The sequence below is a fragment of the Croceitalea sp. W27 genome (genome assembly GCF_055693185.1).
In genome coordinates, this window is the sequence record NZ_CM146327.1 from 1,218,213 (window position 1) to 1,239,878 (window position 21,666).

18 protein-coding genes are annotated in these 21,666 nt (G+C 31.7%); 9 read left to right on the plus strand and 9 right to left on the minus strand.

Annotated features, from left to right (window positions below):
* Positions 1-14 precede the first annotated feature (14 nt).
* The 3 genes from ACZ1GR_RS05455 to ACZ1GR_RS05465 are packed head-to-tail and all read left to right on the plus strand — an operon-like array spanning position 15 to position 3,648.
* The gene (locus ACZ1GR_RS05455; protein ID WP_472611195.1) at positions 15-2,201 is read left to right on the plus strand and encodes a peptidase domain-containing ABC transporter; all 2,187 of its coding nucleotides are present in this window, start codon (positions 15-17) and stop codon (positions 2,199-2,201) included.
* 11 nt (positions 2,202-2,212) lie between these two features.
* A complete protein-coding gene (locus ACZ1GR_RS05460; protein WP_472611196.1) occupies positions 2,213-3,490 on the plus strand; it encodes an HlyD family secretion protein in 1,278 nt (425 codons plus the stop codon).
* Between the two features lie 5 nt (positions 3,491-3,495).
* A complete protein-coding gene (locus ACZ1GR_RS05465) occupies positions 3,496-3,648 on the plus strand; it encodes a hypothetical protein (RefSeq protein WP_472611197.1) in 153 nt (50 codons plus the stop codon).
* 8 nt (positions 3,649-3,656) lie between these two features.
* Here ACZ1GR_RS05465 and ACZ1GR_RS05470 read toward each other — a convergent pair whose 3' ends face one another.
* Both ACZ1GR_RS05470 and ACZ1GR_RS05475 read right to left on the minus strand, forming a co-directional pair.
* A complete protein-coding gene (locus ACZ1GR_RS05470) occupies positions 3,657-4,520 on the minus strand; it encodes a thiopeptide-type bacteriocin biosynthesis protein (RefSeq protein WP_472611198.1) in 864 nt (287 codons plus the stop codon).
* Positions 4,513-6,696 (minus strand): lantibiotic dehydratase family protein, encoded by a 2,184-nt coding sequence (locus tag ACZ1GR_RS05475; protein ID WP_472611199.1) that lies wholly within the window; start codon positions 6,694-6,696, stop codon positions 4,513-4,515. The genes ACZ1GR_RS05470 and ACZ1GR_RS05475 overlap by 8 nt, the downstream gene beginning before the upstream one ends.
* 248 nt (positions 6,697-6,944) lie before the next feature.
* Between ACZ1GR_RS05475 and ACZ1GR_RS05480 the strand changes: the two genes are divergently transcribed.
* The 5 genes from ACZ1GR_RS05480 to ACZ1GR_RS05500 all read left to right on the plus strand — a co-directional run bounded on the left by ACZ1GR_RS05480 (position 6,945) and on the right by ACZ1GR_RS05500 (position 13,189).
* A complete protein-coding gene (locus ACZ1GR_RS05480; RefSeq protein ID WP_472611200.1) occupies positions 6,945-8,075 on the plus strand; it encodes a hypothetical protein in 1,131 nt (376 codons plus the stop codon).
* Positions 8,076-8,091: 16 nt separating this feature from the next.
* Positions 8,092-8,760 (plus strand): hypothetical protein, encoded by a 669-nt coding sequence (locus ACZ1GR_RS05485; RefSeq protein ID WP_472611201.1) that lies wholly within the window; start codon positions 8,092-8,094, stop codon positions 8,758-8,760.
* A 60-nt stretch (positions 8,761-8,820) separates the two neighbouring features.
* Complete coding sequence (locus tag ACZ1GR_RS05490) at positions 8,821-9,318, plus strand: hypothetical protein (RefSeq protein ID WP_472611202.1); 498 nt, start codon at positions 8,821-8,823, stop codon at positions 9,316-9,318.
* 383 nt (positions 9,319-9,701) lie between these two features.
* Positions 9,702-10,421 carry a GLPGLI family protein gene (locus ACZ1GR_RS05495; RefSeq protein WP_472611203.1) on the plus strand — a complete coding sequence of 240 codons (720 nt, stop codon included), beginning with the start codon at positions 9,702-9,704 and terminating at the stop codon, positions 10,419-10,421.
* A complete protein-coding gene (locus ACZ1GR_RS05500) occupies positions 10,418-13,189 on the plus strand; it encodes a carboxypeptidase regulatory-like domain-containing protein (protein WP_472611204.1) in 2,772 nt (923 codons plus the stop codon). The genes ACZ1GR_RS05495 and ACZ1GR_RS05500 overlap by 4 nt, the downstream gene beginning before the upstream one ends.
* 125 nt (positions 13,190-13,314) lie before the next feature.
* On the opposite strand, the gene ACZ1GR_RS05505 is transcribed toward ACZ1GR_RS05500, so the two are convergent.
* The 5 genes from ACZ1GR_RS05505 to ACZ1GR_RS05525 form a co-directional block, all read right to left on the minus strand.
* Positions 13,315-14,652, minus strand: a complete 1,338-nt coding sequence (locus ACZ1GR_RS05505) for a type IV secretory system conjugative DNA transfer family protein (RefSeq protein WP_472611205.1) — start codon at positions 14,650-14,652, stop codon at positions 13,315-13,317.
* A gap of 95 nt (positions 14,653-14,747) precedes the next feature.
* Positions 14,748-15,776 carry a MobB family relaxase gene (gene mobB / locus ACZ1GR_RS05510; protein ID WP_472611206.1) on the minus strand — a complete coding sequence of 343 codons (1,029 nt, stop codon included), beginning with the start codon at positions 15,774-15,776 and terminating at the stop codon, positions 14,748-14,750.
* The gene (locus ACZ1GR_RS05515; protein ID WP_472611207.1) at positions 15,777-16,304 is read right to left on the minus strand and encodes a BfmA/BtgA family mobilization protein; all 528 of its coding nucleotides are present in this window, start codon (positions 16,302-16,304) and stop codon (positions 15,777-15,779) included.
* A 610-nt stretch (positions 16,305-16,914) separates the two neighbouring features.
* Positions 16,915-17,364, minus strand: a complete 450-nt coding sequence (locus ACZ1GR_RS05520) for a JAB domain-containing protein (protein WP_472611208.1) — start codon at positions 17,362-17,364, stop codon at positions 16,915-16,917.
* A 71-nt stretch (positions 17,365-17,435) separates the two neighbouring features.
* A complete protein-coding gene (locus ACZ1GR_RS05525) occupies positions 17,436-17,771 on the minus strand; it encodes a single-stranded DNA-binding protein (protein WP_472611209.1) in 336 nt (111 codons plus the stop codon).
* Positions 17,772-18,240: 469 nt separating this feature from the next.
* Between ACZ1GR_RS05525 and ACZ1GR_RS05530 the strand changes: the two genes are divergently transcribed.
* Positions 18,241-19,602: an ATP-binding protein gene (locus tag ACZ1GR_RS05530; RefSeq protein ID WP_472611210.1), complete on the plus strand. Its 1,362-nt coding sequence runs from the start codon at positions 18,241-18,243 to the stop codon at positions 19,600-19,602.
* A gap of 579 nt (positions 19,603-20,181) precedes the next feature.
* Here ACZ1GR_RS05530 and ACZ1GR_RS05535 read toward each other — a convergent pair.
* Both ACZ1GR_RS05535 and ACZ1GR_RS05540 read right to left on the minus strand, forming a co-directional pair.
* Positions 20,182-20,859: a LytR/AlgR family response regulator transcription factor gene (locus ACZ1GR_RS05535; RefSeq protein WP_472611211.1), complete on the minus strand. Its 678-nt coding sequence runs from the start codon at positions 20,857-20,859 to the stop codon at positions 20,182-20,184.
* The gene (locus tag ACZ1GR_RS05540) at positions 20,856-21,656 is read right to left on the minus strand and encodes a sensor histidine kinase (protein WP_472611212.1); all 801 of its coding nucleotides are present in this window, start codon (positions 21,654-21,656) and stop codon (positions 20,856-20,858) included. Before ACZ1GR_RS05540 ends, ACZ1GR_RS05535 begins: the two co-directional genes overlap by 4 nt.
* Positions 21,657-21,666: the final 10 nt, after the last annotated feature.

Here is a 21,666-nt window from a genome sequence, read left to right on the forward strand (position 1 = left end):
ACTTTTCTAACATAATGAGTAGGTCTTTTCCACACTTTAAACAAAGAGACACTAAAGATTGTGGTCCTACTTGCTTAAAAACTATTTCGCACTTTTATGAGTGCGATATTTCAATCGAACATCTTGTAAATTTAAGTGAAACAACAAGATCTGGAAGTAACCTAAAATTTTTGGGTTTAGCTGCAGAGAAAATCGGATTTAAGTCCTTAGCTGTTCAAATAACAATTAATGAACTTAAACAAGCTCCATTACCTTGCATTTTACACTGGAATCAAAATCATTTTGTAGTCTTATATAAAATAAAAAAGAATAAATTTTACATCTCTAATCCTGCGACGAGAAAGGAAATACTCGATATCAATAAGTTCAGTATACAATGGATTGGGAGTAAAAATGTTGAAAATGAATCTAAAGGAATTTGCCTGTTACTAGAACCTACCTCCAAGCTAAAAAATACTAAATCAGACACTTATAATTCCTTAAATGGATGGCGTTTTATTCTACCCTACCTAAAAAGACAAAGAAAGGTTATTGTCCAGTTATTTATAGGTCTTATTGGAGTAAGTCTTATTCAACTAGCATTTCCCTTTCTCACTCAAAATATAGTAGATATTGGTATAAAAAATCAAGATTTAAATTTCATATATCTAATATTAATCGCCCAAGTATCCTTATTTTTTGGAAGAACAATTATTGAAATTATAAGGGGCTGGCAGCTATTGCACATTGCATCTAGACTAAATGTTTCTCTCTTATCAGAGTTTATTATAAAGCTAATGGATTTACCATTGGCCTATTATGATAAAAAACAGTCAGGAGATATTTTAAGGAGAATAAAAGATCATCAACGAATAGAATTATTACTAAAAAATTCATCCCTAAACGCCATCTTTTCGATTGTAACATTCATACTATTTGGATTGGTTTTGGCATTTTATAGCATCAAAATTTTTCTTGTATTCCTACTTGGAACAGTAGTTTATTTTTCCTATCTCCTATCATTTCTTGGCAAAAGAGAAAGACTCGACGATGCAAAATTTTTAGAAGAAACCTCGGAACATAATAAGTTATTGGAGATAATTAATGGAATGCAAGAAACAAAGTTGAATAATGCTGAAATATATAAAAGAAAGGGATGGGATTTTATCCAATCAAGGATTTTTAATCTTAAAACTAAAACCCTATTACTTACTCAACAACAATTGATAGGTTCTGATTTTATAAATGAATTAAAAAATATTATAATAACAATTCTAGCAGCAAAACTGGTAATCGATGGTGAAATTACTTTAGGTATGATGTTAGCAATAAGCTTCATTGTAGGGCAGCTTAATTCTCCAATATCTCAATTGATAGAATCTGTGCTTTATTTTCAGGATGCAAAAATGTCCATAACAAGAATACTAGAAGTTCACAATATGGTCGATGAAAAAAAAATAAATGAAAATAGAAGTCGACATGTACCACGGGAATCGGGAATGGTACTTAAAAGAGTTTTTTTTAGGTATCTGGGCACAGAAAAATTCGTAATAGATGATTTATCTGTGCATATTAAATATGGGCAAGTTACAGCAATTGTAGGTGAAAGCGGTAGTGGTAAAACTACACTAATGAAATTATTATTACAATACTACGAACCAGTAATGGGAAATATCAATATTGGTGATAAAAATTTAAATACGATTGCTCAGGATATATGGAGAAGTCAATGTGGAACCGTAATGCAAGACGGTTTTATTTTCGATGATACCATTGCCCGAAATATAGCTTTAGGTCAAGAAATAATTAATTCTGAAAGATTGGAATATGCTATCAAGACGGCTAATATAAAAGAATTTGTAGAAGAATTACCGCTGAGTACAAATACTAAAATAGGGGGAAATGGATTGGGCATTAGCATGGGACAAAAACAACGTATTTTGATTGCGAGAGCTATTTATAAAAATCCAAATTTCTTGTTTCTAGATGAGGCCACATCTTCTTTAGACTCAACTAGTGAAAAAAAAATAATGGAAAATTTAGAAGAATTTTACAAGAACAAAACGGTAGTTATTATTGCACATAGGCTCAGTACGGTACAAAATGCTGATAATATTATCGTTCTAAATAGGGGTAAAATTTGTGAACAGGGAACACACCGACAACTAGTTGCATTAAAGGGAGCGTACCATTCCCTTATAAAAAACCAACTTGAGCTCTAATTTGTTTAGTTATGAATGATGAATACTACATTTCAGAAGACATACAAACATTAATAAATAAAACTCCATCATGGACAATAAGGTGGGGCAGTACCATAACTGTTATTGTTCTATGCCTTTTATTCAATCTAACTTGGTTGGTAAAATATCCAGATGTAATTGAGGGTGAGGTTTTAATCACTACTTATGTTCCCCCTGAAAAACACTACGCGACAATTTTTGGTAAAATAGATACCCTATTTGTTTCTAACCATGATATTGTTAATAAAGGTGATATTATAGCTATTTTAGAAAATAACGCTAATCACAATGATATTTTTGAAATCTCGAGACTTCTAGAAACTTTTAATTTTAATAATGATAGCTTCTTCAGTAAAATGGATTCTATTTCTAACCTCAATTTAGGGGACTTGGAATTTGTATACTCAGAATTTGAAAACAGTTATCTAGACTTTAAAATCCATACGGTTTACTCACCAGAGCAGAACAAAGTAAATGCAAGGGAGAGTTCTATTTTAGATATTGAAAATAGGTTGACGGTACTCAATAAACAAAAACTGCAGCAACAAAAAGAAGTTGATTTCTTCAAGACTAATTTGAATCGTTACAGTGAACTATATCGTAAAAAGGTAGTCTCATTATCAGAATATGAGTCAAAACAAATTGAATATTTAAACTCAGAAAAAAAACTTACAGAAATAGTTTCGGAAATTTTAAGTGTTAAGGAAACAAAGAATACTGCAAAATTCAACCAAACAGATTCAGATTATATATTAAAGCGCCAACAATTATATTTAAGAAACAGTTTAATTCAGAATTACAAAAAATTTGAGGGAGCAATAAGAAATTGGAAGCAAAAATATCTCATCCAATCTACTATCGATGGAAGAGTAAATTTCAATCAATTCTGGAGCTCTAAAAAAACACTGAATAAAGGTGATTTGGTTTGTACAATTCTACCAAAAGACACGGATTATATTCTTAAGGTTAAAACAGTTCAAAAAGGTCTAGGAAAAATTAAAAAAGATTGTTTAGTAAATATTGATTTAGATAATTATCCAGCATATGAAAATGGTTATCTACTTGGCACTATTACAAATGTTCCATTATTTCCAGAGGAAGACGGCAGTTATATTCTTGATGCAGTTCTCAACAATGGCTTATCCACTTCTTATAAAAAAGAAATTCTATTTACTCAAGAAATGAAAGGGCAAGCAGAAATTATAACAGACAAAACTAGCTTGGCTGAAAAACTTTTATTCTCACTAAAAAGCATGAACAAATACTAATTTTAATGGCACTAATAAGAAAAAATTATCACTTAAATGACCATGATTTAAATGAACTCAGTCTCTTAAACAGTAAGTTGAAAGAGCAAAAATCCATTGCACATCATATTCGATTGGCCATAAAGGCTTACAATAAGAGTTTAAAAGATAAATTATAAGTATTTACTTAAATATCAATACTCTTTGCATCTCTGCTTTTTAATATTCTTTGGAGAAAATCATAACACAAATATTCTTGTTCTCTATTTCTATTAATAAACAATCGATTGAGAGACATATGTATTAAGCTTGAGAGTATCTGATCTTTTGTGTCTCCATCAAAGTTCTTATTATTGTATTCCTTTAATTTTAGAGAAAGCATATCTAAACAACTCTGGTTGGAAATCGGAAGATGAAAATTATCGATTACGCTATCTATCTCCCGAGAGTACATCCTATAATTTTTTGACATCTGAATTTTTGTCAGCTTGTTTGGCTTAAACTCACTCTGATATTTACCCCTTACTTTCTCCACGAATAGAAGCTTATCATTAACATTATTATAAAAACCTTCCAGATATTTTAGCATCATAAATATTGCTGTTTTCCACTCAAACCCGTCTAGTTTATAGTTAGGATGTTTTAATATCAAAATAACTATTTGACTATCTAACCAGAAAATTTCTTCAGCTAATTCTATAGTTATCTTTCCGTATCGTTCTAATTCTCTATGGTATGTATTAAGCTGAACTTCCCATATTACTTCTTTGCAATATTCTTTCATAAAGCAATTGTTCATCGCGGAGATAACCTTATGAAAATTTGATTTACTCCGTGTCTCAAAACGAAGTCTTAAATGAAAATCAGGATTGCTATATCTTAGAAAGAACCATTTGCTAATTATCCCGGAATCTTGAAGTTCAACAGCAACGGGTAAAAAATAGTCGCCTAAAAATTTATTGGCATTCTGAATTCCGCAATAAATTTCATAACAAATCCATTTATCACCAGGAAAAAAGGATTCTTGAATTTTGACCTCCCTTTTATTCATTAGGTCTGTTTTTATAAAAAGTGACAACAATTTCATTTGCAAAATTTGGAGATTTATTCCTGTATGTCTCCAAGTCTAATAAAAATTCTTGTAGCAGTACTTTGCTTCTATTTTTGATTAGTTGCAAAAAATATTTGATACAATCTATATTATCTAAATTGACTAAAATTTCATTATCATTTTGAATCAATAAAACCAACATTGGCAAATTATTTTCCTTTTGTAAAATTTTTGACTTTTTCAAAAGGATTTCAGAATTTGAAAGCGAATCAAATAAAACTTTAAAACACTCTTCTTGTAATTCCCAAATTGCAGGAGAAACAATCACTCCTTTATAAGTAATGCGTGGGATAAATGGAAATATTGCACTTAAAAAAGAAAAGTTAGGTGAAAGTGCGAAATCTAAGTCTTGAGTCTGCAAGTCACATAAAAACCTATACACTGGAAGGTTACTAGTAGTAAAATTATGTGCGGTACTCAGTCGAGGAACTACTTCCCTATTCAAACTATCTGAAATTAAAATCAATTTTCCATTTTTCATGGAAATCGACAAATCCTCTAATAAAATAATATTTGCACTATAAGAATTAGTAAAAACAGGGATTTCATAACTTCTATAGCTTTCTCGTTTTAAAATATTAGCTAGCCTATTATCAGGTAGGTGTATTATTTCGGCAATTATTTGATTTGGTCTTAACGCATCTTCTATCTCAGAAATTTTTTTAGCGTAGCCCTTAAAATCAATATTATCTCTTGTAAATCTACTTATCAAATTTAAACCTGATGCTCCTCCAAGGTTTTTTAATCTTACCAAATTTCCTTTTTTGGTTTTTATAATTTCAAATATTCCTGAAAAAGTGTCGGCTAATTCATTATAATCTTGTTTAAAATCAATAAAATCTTTGTCACTTAATTCTATTTCTCGTTTCCTTTTTTGAATAGCATTTGCAATAATTCTAGAAACTTTTAACTCTATTTGGTTTAACCGTATTTCTGAGTCGGTATCTGGTTTTACAATTTCGATACCATCAAAAATTTCAACAACTCCATTAGAGTTATTAATGGAAAGATAATCTATGCCATAATCAGGGTCTAGTGCCTTTAATAGTTTTATGCTTCTCGATTTAAACTTTTTTTTGAATTGAGTTTTAAAGTTTTCGAGATTACCATTAGTATTACCTTGGCTTAAAAGCCTTTGAATTTTTAAAGCATTTAGAAAATCTCTCTTATGAGAATGGTTTAGTTCAAAACTATTTGTTTTAAAGGAAGTGACATGAAAAGAAAATTCAGATTTAATATCAAAATCTAACTTTTTCGTTAAATCAATAACCTTCTTATAATTATTGATTCCGTTTACCTTATTCTGGTCAATTTTATTTAAAGCATGATTTAAGTTATTTAAGTTATCGTGGGTGTGTTTTTTTAAAATAAACAATAATTTAGAAAACCAATTTTCTCCTGTTAAAGGAATTTGTAATTCGGGTAGAAGTAACTTTTCTCTGATTAGCAAATCGATATACTGCCTAGCTTCTCGGACAGATATTTCTTTGTTAGCAATAGTACTACAAAGCTGTTTAATGTTTTTTGTGCGTTTAGCTTCACCCAGTATTTTAGATAATTCGTCAGTTTTTGAAACTTCTTCAATTACGAAAATTGTTTTTCCCTTTTCTTGAATTGGCTTCACATACCTATACTTATCATAAAAATCAACAATTGTATTATTGGCGCTAAACCTGATACTAGGACTATCGCTATATGTTTCGTTAACTTTTTGTAGAATATCACCTATTAAGTTCGCATCTAATTCTGTTTTTCTGCTTAATCCCTCATATTTGTTATTTGAACCAAACCTTTCTAAGGAACAACCAGCAAATAATCCAAATGGAGTAGATCTAGTACAAAATCTTGCGATGTACTTTAGTATTGATAATTTTATTTTTTCATTTTCTTTCTCTCCGCTTATCTTATTTTTTTTCCATTTTTCTATTCGATTCCAAAAAGAATGGGAGGCTAAAAACAAAGCTTCCTCTACTTGGGGGTCTTTTAATATATTCATTAAATCCTCATCTGAAACCTTTTCCCTATCTGAAATCAAATCCACAAATAAACTAACTGGCATAAATGGTTCTCTAAGGACAAAAGAATTAAGAATACCATATTCTAGAATTTGGGACATATGTTATGTTATTAAAATAAAATGACCGAGTACAATTTAAACCAAAAGAGAGTAAAAAGGTCCAAATTCTATGAAAATTGAGAAGGCTTTTAGCCAAGATTCATAGAATTTGAGGTTAGATACAGCTAATTAATAGAATCTTAAAAAATCAACATACTACTTTAGGGAACATCATAATCGCGATAATGATAGGTGTAAGTTGAAAAGCCTATTTAAAAAAGAGTAAACAAAACTATAATTACAACCACATGTTACATTTTAGAAAAGTATTGGGAATCATTTTTTGTGTTTCCTCATTAGTGAGTTCATGCTCAAAAGAAAATAGTAATATCATTAGCGAAGAAAATTCTTCAGAAATATTAAGTAAAGAATTGATGGCTAGTGCAACAATTAAGGAAAAATTAGCATACAAGCAGTTTCATTTAACTAATTTAATGGAAAAAGTTCTTGAGGTTAACCCTAATTTTAACCAATTGGAAGAATTAAAGTCCAGTAAAGAAGATCAACCTCGATTTTACATCGAAAGTCTTTTGAAAGTTTCTGGGTTAGATAGTAAATCAGACGATGACACGGCGGCTTCACTAGGAGCTTTTAATGATCTCGAAGGTGGCACATGGTATCCAGTATTAAGAATAATTGAAGACAAAGGCGCTCCTGTGGATGGTATCTATTTAGTAAATAGTTATGATGAAAGTTCTGAAAAAGAAATTTCTAGAGCTTACAAACTTAATAGTGGTGAACTAGAGCTTTTTGCAGATGAATTTACAGATGAAATGTATGATAGTCTATATGCTTCAGGGAAAGCGTCCCCCTCTTTAATGACACTAGAGTTAGCCCTCTGCCCGATTGGTGGAGAGAACATTGAAAAAATTGCTGTAAGTTGTGATGGAGACGGATCTGGCGGTGGTGGCACAGGTGGTGGTGGGGCTCCAACTACATACAAATTGAAAACTATTAATATTAAAGATAAAAAAGAAAGTAAATGGGAAAGAGCGGATATTCACCACACGAAGGTTTTTTGGAACTTTGTTCAACCCAATGTATTCTATGATAATAAAAATTACAATCCTTCAGGATTCGAAATACGAAAAGTTAGGAATAGTGAATTAAATGAGAATTTGAGTGTCGATGAAGTTCTTGCAAGCAGAAGTGCCTCAGGAGTTTTACAGCATGTTATTTTTGAACATGACAACTGGCCTGCAGTAATACAGTCTAGCGTAATTCCAGGCCCTAATGGTAGCACCTTTAAAATTACCTGGAGGTCATGGAATAGAGATTATAATCATCAGCTATTGAATGTCAATGAAAATCAGCCAGGTGTTCCTAACATTACTAATTTTTCTAAATCGAACAATGTTATTTCTTATGAAATTCGCTAGATTTAAATAAAACTAAATGAGAAAAATAACCTTTTTACTTTTTTTAATTCCAATCTGCATTTACTCACAAACTTCTCGTTTATCTAATAAAAGAAGTTTACAATTTGAAATGGGATTAGAGTATAGAATTACTCCTATTTATCCCCTTTCCTCTTTTTTTGTGAGCGAAAATAATTTTGCTTCGTTTGTAAATCCAGATTTACAGAATGCAGGAATAGGTATTAATTTAGGAGTGGAATACTTTATAAGTAATAATTTTTCAATTGGGTTCATGAATACTATCCGATACGATTATATTGTATCCGGACAAAGTAATATAGAACCTGATTTTGGGGTTGCAAGTAATACTTATGGCTTACTCGTTGATTACCATTTGTACTTAAATTATCACTTTAAATTATTTGAAAAAGGTAACTTTTTTCTAAGTGCTGGGTTTTCGAGACTTAACACCAATAGTGATTTCACTGCCAAGCAGTCATTTTTTGATGAAGAAAATAATTTGATTGGTTCTGTTTTTACTAATGAAAACTTTAGTTACTGGGCAAGTAGGTATGAAATTGGTTATGTTATTGATAACTATAAAATTGGGTTAGGCATAACTTCGTCGAATACTACAAACTATTTTGATGAGACCACGTCTTTCATTGTACCGTTTGCTAAATTTAGTTTTGTACTAAAAAAGTAAAACCTATACAAACAACCCTGCTAATTAGTGTAGGGGTTGTTTGTATTTAAAACGATCTATATGTCTAATGGTAGAATTATTTTCTTTTTTATTTTCCTTGCAGTTTCTAAAATAAATTGCCAAGTAAAAGAGGTGCAATCTTCTTCAAAACTTGAATTTGAAAATATTACATATCCGTTAGAATACGAAAAACACTCCTATTTTAGAGTTGGTTACCCTTTAACAAATAGTCTTGACTTAGAGTTTCAAAACCATTTTGACACATATGCTTTAGAAGATAGATTAAGAACTTCAATAGGTCTAAAACAATATATCTCTGATAAGATTTATTTTTTTGGCGGCATAGAGATGGAATTTGCGAAAGACAAATTCACCAATATGTGGAACACAAGACCTAGAAGCTCTATAAATGGTATTCTAGGCTATGATGTAAAAAGAAATTTTCTAATTGAAGCCAAAGGGAATATTCAGCTAAATGATACTAACTGGGGGCCATATGGCGAACTGTTAGTTCCAATGAAAGAAGTCTATTCTCTCGGGGGAAAATGGAAGTTTTAATAGATTATTAGAGTTTATTTAGACTTATATGAAACTTATTCTATTGCCAAAATAAGCTTGTAAGAGAAAATTACCCAGATTTAAATTATTATAACTCATTAAATTTAAAATTATGAAAACAAAAAAAATTATTGGAATCCTTATATTGTTTTTCGCCTTTTCAAACAGTATACACGTAGAAGCAAAAACGAGTACAAATGAAGAAATTGCTTTCGAATCTTGCGTTAGCATTGCTAGTAAATTAACCAAAGACCGTCCGGATTTATTTGGACTTGCATACAATTACTGTATTAGACAAAGATGTGATTGCAATTTGTAATTAAAATGACCATTTATTAATTTTAATTAGGGAAGATTAAAAAATCTTCCCTTTAACTTATTTTATGAAATTATTAGATTATAGATTGATAACTTTTTTTTTATTTCTGTCTTTTATCGGGAATATTTTTAGTCAAAAATCACTTAGTGTTTCTTATACAATTGATTCAAGATTCGATGATTTAAAAGAAACCCAACATGCAGAAGCGCAGACAATGGCAAGCATGGTTGCAGAGGTTATGGCCGATTTAGAATTTCTACTATTGATTGATAATAATGAATCAATTTTTAAACAATCAGAGCAAATGGTTAGAGACGACATTAATCCATTAATGTATGAATTAGCATCAGGTTTTTGCTCGGGAAATGAGATTTGGTACACAAAAAAGGGGGACTCTAATAAGCTAATTTCCCTACTGAATTCTAATCCTCCCACGGTATTAACCTTAGATGAAGACATAAAATGGGATATAACGAACGAGTCTAAAATCATTGGAGATTTCAAGGTCATAAAAGCTACAACCACAAGAAAATTGGGAACATATAATGAGAAAGTTGTAGCTTGGTTTGCGCCGGAACTTCCTTTTTCTTTTGGACCATTAGGTTATAACGGATTGCCTGGTTTAATTCTTGAAATGTATCGGGATAGAGTAGTTTACAAACTCAAAGAGATAAAAGAGAAAACTGTCAAGATCAATCTCCCTAAAGGCTCTAAAAAAATGACTTTTGAGCAATATTATGAGATACTAGATTCAAAAATGGCTGAAATTAAAAAGAGAGGTTGACAGAGAAAATATGGTATATTTATTTATTAAGTTCAGAAATCATAAAAATAAAATACTCCCCATCGAGTAGTCTAATTAAATCAAGCCATTACAAGAAAATATATATCTTGTTTTTTCTAATGGTCATGACAAATGGATATGTTATTTCTCAGAAAATAACAATTAGAGGAACAGTTTCTTCAAAAATAGATGGTCCTCTGCAGAACGCTAACATTTTAGCATTTGCAGAAAGCAATGATATCAAAACCTCTTTCGCAATAAGTAATAAAGGAGGTGAATACCAGCTAAGGCTCGAAAAGGGCATCGACTATACCGTTACAATTAGTTACTTGGGTTATAAAGAGTTAGTTTTTAGATATAGTGGTTTTAAAGATGATACTCTGAATTTGGCGTTAACACCTAAAACCAACTTATTGCAAGAAGTAATCTTGGAATATAAAATTCCTATCGTAGTAAAGGAAGATACGATTACTTATCAAACTGATGCCTTTGTAAACGGAAAAGAAAGAAAACTACGTGAGGTATTAAAAAAACTTCCAGGAATTGAAGTGGATCGTGAGGGCAATGTAACAGCTCAAGGAAAAGAAGTAACTAAAGTCTTGGTAGAGGACAAGGTGTTTTTTACAGGCAATAGTAAATTAGCAGTCAATAATATTCCAGCAGACGCAGTCGATCAGGTGCAAGTTCTGGACAACTACAATGAAATAGGTTTTTTAAAAAGTCTTAGGGATTCTGGTGATTTGGCATTGAACATAAAACTAAAAGAAGATAAAAAAAAGTTTGCCTTTGGAGATATGGAGGTTGGTGGTGGATTGGAAGATCGCTATTTAGCACATCCTAACCTATTTTATTACAGCCCTAAAACGACACTAAACTTTATCGGTGATTTTAACAATATAGGAACCAAGTCGTTTGAATTTGATGATTATATTGAATTTAATGGGGGATTTGGAAAGCTAATAACTGATATTCGAGGATATTTATCACTTGCCAGTGACAATTTTTCGAGATTCTTATCTAATACCCATTTTAAGGCTAATATAAATCGTTTTGGAGCATTGAATTTTAGGCAATCAGTTTCTAATAAGACGGATATTAACAGTTTTTTAATTGTAAGTGCTAGTGATATTGAAACGCAGGAAAACACCTTGAATATCTTTAATAATAACAATACCTCTTTCGATGAAAATAGAACTGACTCAAAATTAATAGACAATTCTTTTTTATTGGGGAAATTGACCTTTGATTATGAACCGAATAGTAAAGAAGATTTTTCAGCCAATACATTTGTCAAATTAAATAAGAACAATACCGAAGGAAGTCTGCTAACCGAGAGCTTTGATATAGAGAATTTCTTTACTACTAATTCCAATCTTAAAGCTATTGATATAAAGCAAAACTTAGAATACAGTAAACGCTTTTCTCGTAAGCAAACCCTTAGTTTAGAATCTACGGTTAACTTTTTTGAAAGTAGTTCTGCTAACAATTGGGTTACAAGTCAATCATTTTTAGAAGACCTTATTCCCATACAACAGGAAAACCAAATTGATATCCTTCAAGAATTAGAAAGGCGAAGTACCACAATTGATTTAATAGCTAAGGATTACTGGGTGCTTGACAATTTTAACCACGTATACACCACCTTGGGTGCTAACCTATTCTTTGATTCAAGCTCAACCCAAGAAATACAAACCTTGAGTGACGGCAATCTTAACGATTTTTCTAATAATGGTTTTGGAAACCAAATCGATTATCGGCTTACTGATACATTTTTAGGTCTAGAATATAAGTTTCTTAGGGGTGTTTTTACTTTAAAATCAGGGTTGTTTTACCACAATTATATTTGGGACAACTCACAATTTGAAAATTCTGTTAATAATACAACCTCAGTACTTTTGCCCAAATTCGATGCAGAAGTGAAATTTAATAACAATGAAAAACTACAACTTAGATATCAGCGACATTTACGTTTTCCAAAAAGCAATCGCCTATTTAATAATTTTCTCATAAATTCTTTTAACAGTGTGTTTTTAGGTAATCCAAATCTACAAAATGAGCGTTTTCATACGGTTTCTTTAAACTATAATAAGTTTAGCCTTTTTAGGGGGCTTAATCTCAATACCTTCATCACCTATAATCGCAAAACCCAAACCGTTAAAAACAGCACATCTTTAAATGGTATTGAGCAATTTGTAACTTTTACTATGTTCAACAATCCAGAAAACTCATTTACAGGTGATTTAAAGTTTAGCAAAAGGAAAGGGAAAGTAAAACTGGGTATTGACGCTTCAGGAAATTACAATGAATTTTTTCAATTAGTTAATGAAAATATTACTAAAAATATTTCAAAATCCTTATCCATAACTGGTAAAGTGGAAACATTTTTTGATAAACTTCCCAATCTAGAAACAGGCTATTCTTTTGAGCCTACAACATTTGAGACTTCTGCTGTGACCAATGAATTCCTTAATAGAGAATTTTTCGGCATACTATCATATGACTTCTTAAAGGATTTTAAGATATATACTGACTTTAAACAGATAAATTACTCAAATCGTAATCAAGGAATTTCTAATAAATTCAACCTAACAAATGCATCCCTACTTTATCATAAGGAGGACAGTCCGTGGGGACTGGAAATTTCAGTTACTAATCTGTTTGACAGTCAATTCAGAAGACAAAATTCTTTTTCAGATTTTCTTATAAGTGACCAAACCACTTTTATTATCCCTAGAGTTCTACTTTTTAAAATTTCATATAAGTTGTAGATAGTCAAAGGTTATTCTTTAGTTTTCTTAAATTTAAAACGAATAAAAATGAGAATATCTCTATATCTAGCTTTTCCCAGAACCAATCAGGTTTTTGACTAAATACATTTAAATAAAACTAATTCCTATAGTATTGTTTTAATCTCTCGATAAATTTTTTCATAGTTGAACTTTAACTCCTTTTCATTTAAATAAATCATTGGCATAGGTTTTTCTTTCTTGCTTTTTTGCAACCTTAGTCTCAGCTTCTTATCCTTTCCATCTGCAAAAGCAATAAATTCACCTTGCTTTAACCTAAAAAAAATATTTGCCCTACGTTTTGGAACTTCTTTCTCACCTTTAGTTATTCTGGCATCCCAAGAAAGCCCGGTTCCTTTACTAATGCTTTTGGTAGGGTTTTTTATAAATTCAAAAAAGCGTTCATAATATTTGGCAGTATCTGGGTCGTTCACTTTACCAAAAAACTGATACGACAAATTACTTAGAATAGCTTTACTTGCTTTCTCTCCATATAGCATATCGTTTTGGATTTTATCTTGCATAACATAAACTGTGGTAATGTCGTAGCTCCTTAAGGTTGCGGGAATGCGATGCATATTGAGTAATTTAATTGTTGGGGCTTCTTCCATTAATATAAAGGAAGATTCTTGGTTTCTCACGCTCATTTGTTTTATAACCGTATGCATAATCGTGGCAATGATTGGGGAATAAGCTGATTCATATTTGGGATTATTTACTATGGAAATGATTCCTTTATTTTTGGAATTATTAATATCTAATGGAACTTCATCTGCCGAGAGTATCATGAACAATTTCTGTGAACTAATTTTCTTGAGGGCATTCGCCAAGGTGCTTTTTACACCAGCAGTCTGCTTTTCTGATTCGATACCATTTATAAAGGCACTAGCCATCGCTTTTGAAGTCAAATCGGAACTTAAAAAAGCAACTAATTTCTTAGTGTTCATCGATTGAAAGAGCGCAATCAAATGAGGTAATGTACAATACTTATGGTGTGCTGTTTTTAATTTCCAAATCAATCCACTCAACAAACCTTCGACGGCGTCCGAAAAGAATTTATTACTCCCTGATGCTTCAGAAAGGTTTTGTTCCAATAAATTTTCAATTAGCACTTTTGATACCTCATTGACACTTTCTTCATTTGGCAAGTATCTTGGAGTAATTGGATTGACCTTAAAATGGATTTCATCGAATGATATGGTATAAAATTTAACCTCTTTGTCTTTAAAAAGCGGATAGGCAATCTCAGTCAGCTCAAAATCTTTATAATCATGTATGATACCACAGAATTCATGTTTACTGAAATGTTTCAGAAAATTGTAAATAACGCTCTCCGTTTTTCCACTACCCGCAGAACCAATGATGGAAACTCCCCTTTTAACATTCCCAATTTGAAATTTGCCTGTTTTCAATTTAAACGGTACTCGATACTTCTTGTCCTTCATTTCGGATTTTTCCGTATAGAAAAAGACATAGAAAAGAAGCCCAAGGGTAATCAAGGGAATGATTGTGCATAGAACGATATGAGCCAATGAAGAATTCATATACCTATGGAACTGGATTGAATGGCCTTGTCAAAACCTTGTTTTATTTTCTTAATGGCTTTTACTGTCAATTGCAATTTATTTGTTGGTATGTTCATAATGGGAACTCCGGATTTTGAAAGTAGCTTATAGGCTACTGCTCTTTCATTGGTTGGTAATCCTGATAGGATTGAAAAGTAGATTTTAGGGTTCTTTAAAAGTGTTTTTCTTGCCTTATAGGATTCCACATAATTTCGCTTATAATGGAATAACTTATCGAACGTCTTTTCTGAGGCTGCAAAGAATCCATTCCTATCAAACCCCCGCTTTACTATTTTACCGTGCATCATTACTTCCGAAGCTTTATGTTTGCCTCCTGGGGACAAGCTTACTGAATTACTCATATCCTTTCGGCTTACAATAATATGAATGTGGGTCTGTGATCCTTCTTTGGGCATCCCTCTAACAATACGTTTCGCATTTTGTTGATGCGGGGCCTCTTTTTCAAGTCGAGAAATTTGGTTTTCCAGTTTTTTGATGTTTCCCGTGTTCCTCCCTTCCTCGATAGCTCGAATTTCATGTTTGAACGACAATATTTTTGTGGCATAGGGTTGGTTTTCCTGTATCTCTTTGTCCGTTCCCTTGAAAGATCGTTGATATTCAATTTTGGCAAAATATTTAATATCATTTACAGATACTGCCTTTCCATTGACTTCCCTATGAAATGCCGTGGCATAATCTTTCATAAGTTCTTGGGTATAGGTTTTTAAATCTCTTTTGGGGTCTTGTAATTGTTTCAACTCCCTTTTACTAGGATTTATGGTGATTGAGTAAAACTTGGGCTCCTTCTTTTTAAGTTTGGCAGTATTACCGTCAATTTCTTTGATGACTTCACTACCCGTGATTTCCTCGCCATATTGGTTAAAAAAGTGTTCTTGTTCCAAAGCTGATTTCCCTTCATTTTCCTTTTCAAGATAGGACACAAAATCACCAACGCTTTGCGAATAGTCTCCACTGATTTTTTGAGGGGAAATGGTGATGTACATCTATAACTGTTTTTTTAATTCTTTCAAGGTTGTTATGTCTATATCTAATTTGAAAGAACCTTTACCAAAATTACTTTTCACATAAGTTACTTTTGACAGGATATCATCCATCTGAAGTTTTAATGTGTGGTACTTTTCCTTAAGGTTATAATATCCTTCACGATAATACTCCAGTTCTTCGTTCTCCGAAGTAACTAGGGGAGTTTCAAAACCAAAAGATTCCTCTTCTTTTTCAAGATTGGTGGTTTCTTCAAATAGGGTTTGCAACATGGCAGTCATCGGTTTGGTCTGGTGCTTTTCAATGTTCTTAAGAATGGCAATTACTGCATTTATCCGTTTATTGGTTCGCTCATTTTTAACACCCAAGTTATCGTTTGGGGAAAGGTCGTTCCAATCAAAAAAATTAAGCATCGCTGCTAATGCCTCTGTATTGGACTTTGAAATTTCCTTGGAAAACTTTCTAAATCTAACAGCTACTTTTTTCTTGATGTTAATGGCCGAAAAGTCATATTTTGAAAATTCTTCCATGCTTTTTTGCTGTAAAAAAATGCCTATTCGTTGGAGTTCTGAAGCAATTTGCTGCAAATCCAAAAAACATTTCGGTTTATTAAATTTATATCTAACTGTTTTTCAAATACTTATAATTCCTAACATCGCTATGCGTGTTACCCTCTTGCTGCTCCTTTTCGTCCCGCAAACGGGACAAAAAATCACACAATTTGACCAAAAAGGACAATTGCTCTTTATCGGAATACGATTCCTTTATTATTTGTTTTTGATGTGTATGGTCTTAGGAAAGTCAAATCAAAATAGTCATCGACCATACAGTAACCCTGCTATATTTCAGCTTGATGAAGTTACAAAATTTAAGGGTTTAAACTAAAAAAAGACCCTTCATAATAGAAAGGTCTTTTTGTGCTGTTTTAGCTTTTTAGATATTAAAAACGTAATCGTAGGTATAGAGGTTTTTAATGGTTTCCTCATCTATCAAACGTTCAAAATCTGCTCCTGTTTTATCCACATATTTTTTAATGGAATCCCAAACAGGTAGGTAACATGCTCTCTAGAAACCTTCAATAGTTCCACTTGCTTTTCTTCGCTTAGATCCTGAAATTTTATGTAAATCATAACTATCCAATTATAACATTCCATTATCAGCGAAACTATAGAAGTTGCCATTTGGAGTAATGATTACATGATCCAAAACTGCTATGTCAAAAAACTGAGCTGCTTTCTGTATTTTTTTGGTCAATTGAATATCAGCATTACTTGCTTGCAATTTTCCCGATGGGTGATTGTGTGATAAAATAATCCCCACAGTTAGGGATTTTAATACTGTAGCAAATAAGATTCTTATGTCCACTAGAGTTCCTGTAATCCCACCTTTTGAAAGTTCATAAATCCCTTTAACCCTATTCGAGTTGTTCAAAAGGACAACTTTAAAATTTTCATATAGTGCTATGGTGTTCTTATCCCAATACTCGAATAGTAATTCTGCAGCATCCGATGAGCTTTTAATGCTAGGTGATTTGGATATGCAAATTCTATCCTTGTAACTTATCTGAATTTCATTAACTTTGTCTTTCATTGTTTCTTTTTTAAGAGATTAATAATGAAAAAAGAGGGCAACGCGTGGTAGTGTGTGTCCTCTTTCTTTTTTCATTTACTGCCTAGGAGTAGAATTTCATTTGCTTCCACTTCGGTAACATAGCGTTGGTTTCCATCATCTGTAGTATAGCTTCTAGTTTTAAGTTTTCCGACTATTCCAATCTCTTTTCCTTTACTTACATATTGCTCAATAATTTCCGCCGTTTTACCCCAAGCCACAACTGCATGCCAATTAGTGTCGGTATGCTTTTCATCTTTAGAATCCTTGTAATATTCATTTGTTGCTAACGAAAAACGAGCTACTTTCTTTCCGTTTTCAAGTTTGGTTACTGAAGGCTCTTGCCCAACATTCCCAATTAATTGTACATGATTTTTAATACTACTCATAACTATATATTTAAAAATTAATATTCATTTTTTTTAAGTGATTTACTTATTATATCCAGAGTGTTTTCCTTTTTTGATTTTTTTGTTTCCACTTACTTTTTGGGTATTTTGAGATGATTTCATAATTCGATACTTTGATTTACTTCCCCTAGAGCCTTCGTTGTTACCTTTTTTTGATGCCCCGGTGATTCAATATTCAGATTTGATAAGACGTATTAAAAAGTGCGAAGTATGAGCCTGGTTTATGCCGTAGTTCAAAACTGAATGTTGTTGTTTTGCTGACAAAAAAATGTAGAAGCGAGGGCTCGGTAAGCGAATTAAAAGATTAAAGGGAAACTTAAAATGGAAGGGAGAGGAACAAAATTTTAATGCCATTCTTTACTTTAATACAAAATTCAATCAAATCATCATTTACTTTGTTACAATAAAATAATATATTTGCGTTTACTTTGTTACAAAAAATATCATTTTGGCACTAAAAAGAAACCTTTCAAGACAATTACATAAGTGGAAATGCAAACCCAACCGAAAACCTTTAATCGTTAGGGGTGCAAGACAAGTTGGGAAAACCACTTTGGTCAATGAATTTGCAAAAACGTATAAGCACACAATACATCTTAACTTAGAGAAAAAAGTAGATCGTCAGTACTTTGAGCAAACAGATAATGTACAGACAATTATTGAAGCTCTGTTTATTTCTAATAATATTATTTCCAAAGATATTGGCGATACATTACTCTTTATTGATGAAATACAGGAGCAGCCGAAAGCCATACAGCTCTTACGATATTTTTATGAAGAAACTCCAGAACTTCATGTAATAGCTGCGGGGTCTTTACTTGAATTTGCTCTTAAAGATGTTCAAAGTTTTCCTGTGGGAAGAGTCGAGTTTTTATATCTCTACCCTTTTAATTTTATAGAATATTTAGAAGCGATTGGTCATCATACAAGTCTGGAACAATTAAAAAATATTCCTATAAAATCTGTTGCACATAAAACCTTGCTTGATTTATTCAATCAATATACCATCATAGGAGGAATGCCAGAGGTAGTTGGCCAATATGTCAATACTAAAAGTGTCATTGATTTATCGTCCATATATGAAAGCATTTGGAGTTCTTATATTAGTGATTCTGAAAAGTACACAACAAATACCACAGCAAAGAATGTACTTAAACATATTATGGCTACAGCTGCATATTCAGTTGATGAACGTATAAAATTTCAAAATTTTGGTAATTCCAACTATAGGTCAAGAGAGGTTGGAGAAGCTATGCGAAATTTACATCAAGCTAAAATCATTCAGCTTATTTATCCAACTACTACTACTGAATTACCAATAATTCCAGACCTAAAAAAATCGCCTAGATTACAATTTTTAGATACTGGAATACTTAACCATATATTAGGTATTAGTGCAGAAATGTTAATGCTGGAAGATTTAAGCCAAAGTTACAAGGGAGCTATTATACCTCATATCATCACACAAGAATTAATTTCTATTCAAAGTAATACATCTGAACTTCCTAATTTTTGGGTTAGAGAAAAGAAACAAGCATCTTCAGAAGTTGATTTGGTTTATGCTATGGGCGGAAAGGTAATCCCTATTGAAATTAAATCTGGAAGTACAGGTTCTTTAAAATCACTTCATCAATTTATAGAGCGTACCAATCATCCTTACGCTATCAGAATATATGCAGGTAAGTTTTCCATACAAGAAACAAAAACACCTAATGGGACTAGATACTTACTAATGAATTTACCTTATTATTTAGGCACATTGATACCCGAGTATATCAATTATTTTATAAAAAGTAATCAGTTATCATAACCCGTTATATTTCATTTTTTTTATATCATTTTGATGAGATAAATCCATACCTTTATCTTGATTGAAAATCATTATACAACAATCTAGTTCAATGAAAAAGGAAGTTATTTAGTTACCTCTTATTCTTTGACATTCTTAAACACCTTAAAACACTATAACTTACAAGATAGGTTTGAATCCTGCCGAGGTCACGAATAAATTAAAAGCAGGCTAAACCAAATAGCTTGCTTTTTTGTTTTAGAAAGATTTTGATTTTCAAAGCGGAGCTTTGTCAGGATGGACGAAGTCAATCCTGCCGAGGTCACTGAAGGTTCAAGGTTTGAATCCAGCAAGATTCTAGTCAAGAGCACCAAACAAAATTAAAACCCTTCAAATATTGTCATTTAAAGGGTCTTTGCGTTTTAACAAGGCACAATCGAAATCAAAATTTATTAGAAAAAGGTCAACAGATTTTTAATCGTCAAAACTGTTGACCATATAGCAAAACACAGGCTATTCTTTACTTGACTTTCATCTTACTATTTAATCTTAAAGATGATAACACATTTGTATTTAAACAAAAACCTTTACTTATCTAAATTATAAATCCTTAAGCCTGTGTTTATGTGTCCTTCCGATTGGAATTATCTCCTTTCCAATATAAATTCGATTTCCTTCAATTGCAGTAACCATATCTTTATTGATTATAAACGAATTATGAATCCTCAAAAATTGTTCAGATAGTGCTGACTGCATATCAGATATGCCCCTCAATGTAAATAGATTCCTAGTTTTAGTAACTACTTTACAATAGTTACCTTGAGCTTCAATAAACAAGATTTCCGATAATTTCACACGATGCCTTTTCTTGTCTACCTTAATTTCAATAAAGTCAGATAAAATATCCGCAGGTTTGGGAGTGTTTTCCTTAAATTCCAAAACTGTATTAACTGCCTTAAGAAAACGCGAAAATGTAAATGGCTTCAATAAATAATCCGATACTTGAAATTCGTAGCCTTCCAAGGCAAACTCCTTATACGCAGTGGTGATAATAATTTTTGGTGGATTTTTGAGCGTTTTCAACATTTCAAAACCTGTAAGTTTTGGCATATTAATGTCTAGAAACAGTACATCTATTTTCTTTTTTTTTAATAATTCAATAGCCTGAAAAGCATCATAGCAGTTACCCACTTTTTGCAAGCTCATAATCTCTTTAGCAAACTCTTCAATGATATTATGAGCAATTGGTTCGTCGTCTATGATAGCATATTTAATCATTTGGCCAATAATGTAATTTTAGCGCGATATATATTTTCATCTTCTTCTAAAACCAAACTATGTCTTTTCGGATATAAATGTTGCAGTCGTTTCCTTAGGTTTTTCAAACCTAAACCACCCGTTATTTTAGGTTTCAACTCAAAATTATTGATAACTTCAAAAGTAACCTTACATTCTTTTTGAATTATATCAATATTGACAAAAGAATTTTCTGTAAGACTTTCAATACCATGCTTAAATGCATTTTCAACTAACATAATAAAGAGCAGTGGTGCAACCAATATCGAATCATCCTCTATATCTGTTTTCAACTGTACGTCGACATTTTTCTGGTATCTTATTTTTTGAATGTCAATATATTCTTCTAGATAGTTGATTTCACTTTTAAGTGAGGTTTCATTTTTCTCCCCCTCATAAATGGTGTACCGCATTATTTCAGACAGTTTTTGAATCACCTCTGGAGTCTTGTCCGATTTGGCTATGGCGAGTCCATACAAATTGTTCAATGTATTAAAAAAAAAATGTGGGTCAATCTTGCTTTTCAACAAGCTTAATTCAGCCTCTAACTTTTCATTTTTCAGCAGCCTATAATTGCGTATCAACTTGAACATCCAAGAAAAGAGCAAATAGCCTATGACAGAAAAAAACAATACTTGAAAAATCAAAAAATAAGTTTCATAGACTGCTTTTGTAGAACTTTCCAATAATTGTTTATAGTGAACCATACCTATACTTGAACCTACAAATAAGATCATTACTACAAAATAAGACAGGTATTTCTTTTCTATTGAAACCATGGTACAAAGG

Coding starts and splice junctions, on each gene's coding strand:
- ACZ1GR_RS05455 (WP_472611195.1), top strand. CDS start 15: ATGAGTAGGTCTTTTCCACACTTTAAACAAAGAGACACTAAAGATTGT.
- ACZ1GR_RS05460 (WP_472611196.1), top strand. CDS start 2,213: ATGAATGATGAATACTACATTTCAGAAGACATACAAACATTAATAAAT.
- ACZ1GR_RS05465 (WP_472611197.1), top strand. CDS start 3,496: ATGGCACTAATAAGAAAAAATTATCACTTAAATGACCATGATTTAAAT.
- ACZ1GR_RS05470 (WP_472611198.1), bottom strand. CDS start 4,520: ATGAATAAAAGGGAGGTCAAAATTCAAGAATCCTTTTTTCCTGGTGAT.
- ACZ1GR_RS05475 (WP_472611199.1), bottom strand. CDS start 6,696: ATGTCCCAAATTCTAGAATATGGTATTCTTAATTCTTTTGTCCTTAGA.
- ACZ1GR_RS05480 (WP_472611200.1), top strand. CDS start 6,945: ATGTTACATTTTAGAAAAGTATTGGGAATCATTTTTTGTGTTTCCTCA.
- ACZ1GR_RS05485 (WP_472611201.1), top strand. CDS start 8,092: ATGAGAAAAATAACCTTTTTACTTTTTTTAATTCCAATCTGCATTTAC.
- ACZ1GR_RS05490 (WP_472611202.1), top strand. CDS start 8,821: ATGTCTAATGGTAGAATTATTTTCTTTTTTATTTTCCTTGCAGTTTCT.
- ACZ1GR_RS05495 (WP_472611203.1), top strand. CDS start 9,702: ATGAAATTATTAGATTATAGATTGATAACTTTTTTTTTATTTCTGTCT.
- ACZ1GR_RS05505 (WP_472611205.1), bottom strand. CDS start 14,652: ATGAAGGACAAGAAGTATCGAGTACCGTTTAAATTGAAAACAGGCAAA.
- mobB (WP_472611206.1), bottom strand. CDS start 15,776: ATGTACATCACCATTTCCCCTCAAAAAATCAGTGGAGACTATTCGCAA.
- ACZ1GR_RS05515 (WP_472611207.1), bottom strand. CDS start 16,304: ATGGAAGAATTTTCAAAATATGACTTTTCGGCCATTAACATCAAGAAA.
- ACZ1GR_RS05520 (WP_472611208.1), bottom strand. CDS start 17,364: ATGAAAGACAAAGTTAATGAAATTCAGATAAGTTACAAGGATAGAATT.
- ACZ1GR_RS05525 (WP_472611209.1), bottom strand. CDS start 17,771: ATGAGTAGTATTAAAAATCATGTACAATTAATTGGGAATGTTGGGCAA.
- ACZ1GR_RS05535 (WP_472611211.1), bottom strand. CDS start 20,859: ATGATTAAATATGCTATCATAGACGACGAACCAATTGCTCATAATATC.
- ACZ1GR_RS05540 (WP_472611212.1), bottom strand. CDS start 21,656: ATGGTTTCAATAGAAAAGAAATACCTGTCTTATTTTGTAGTAATGATC.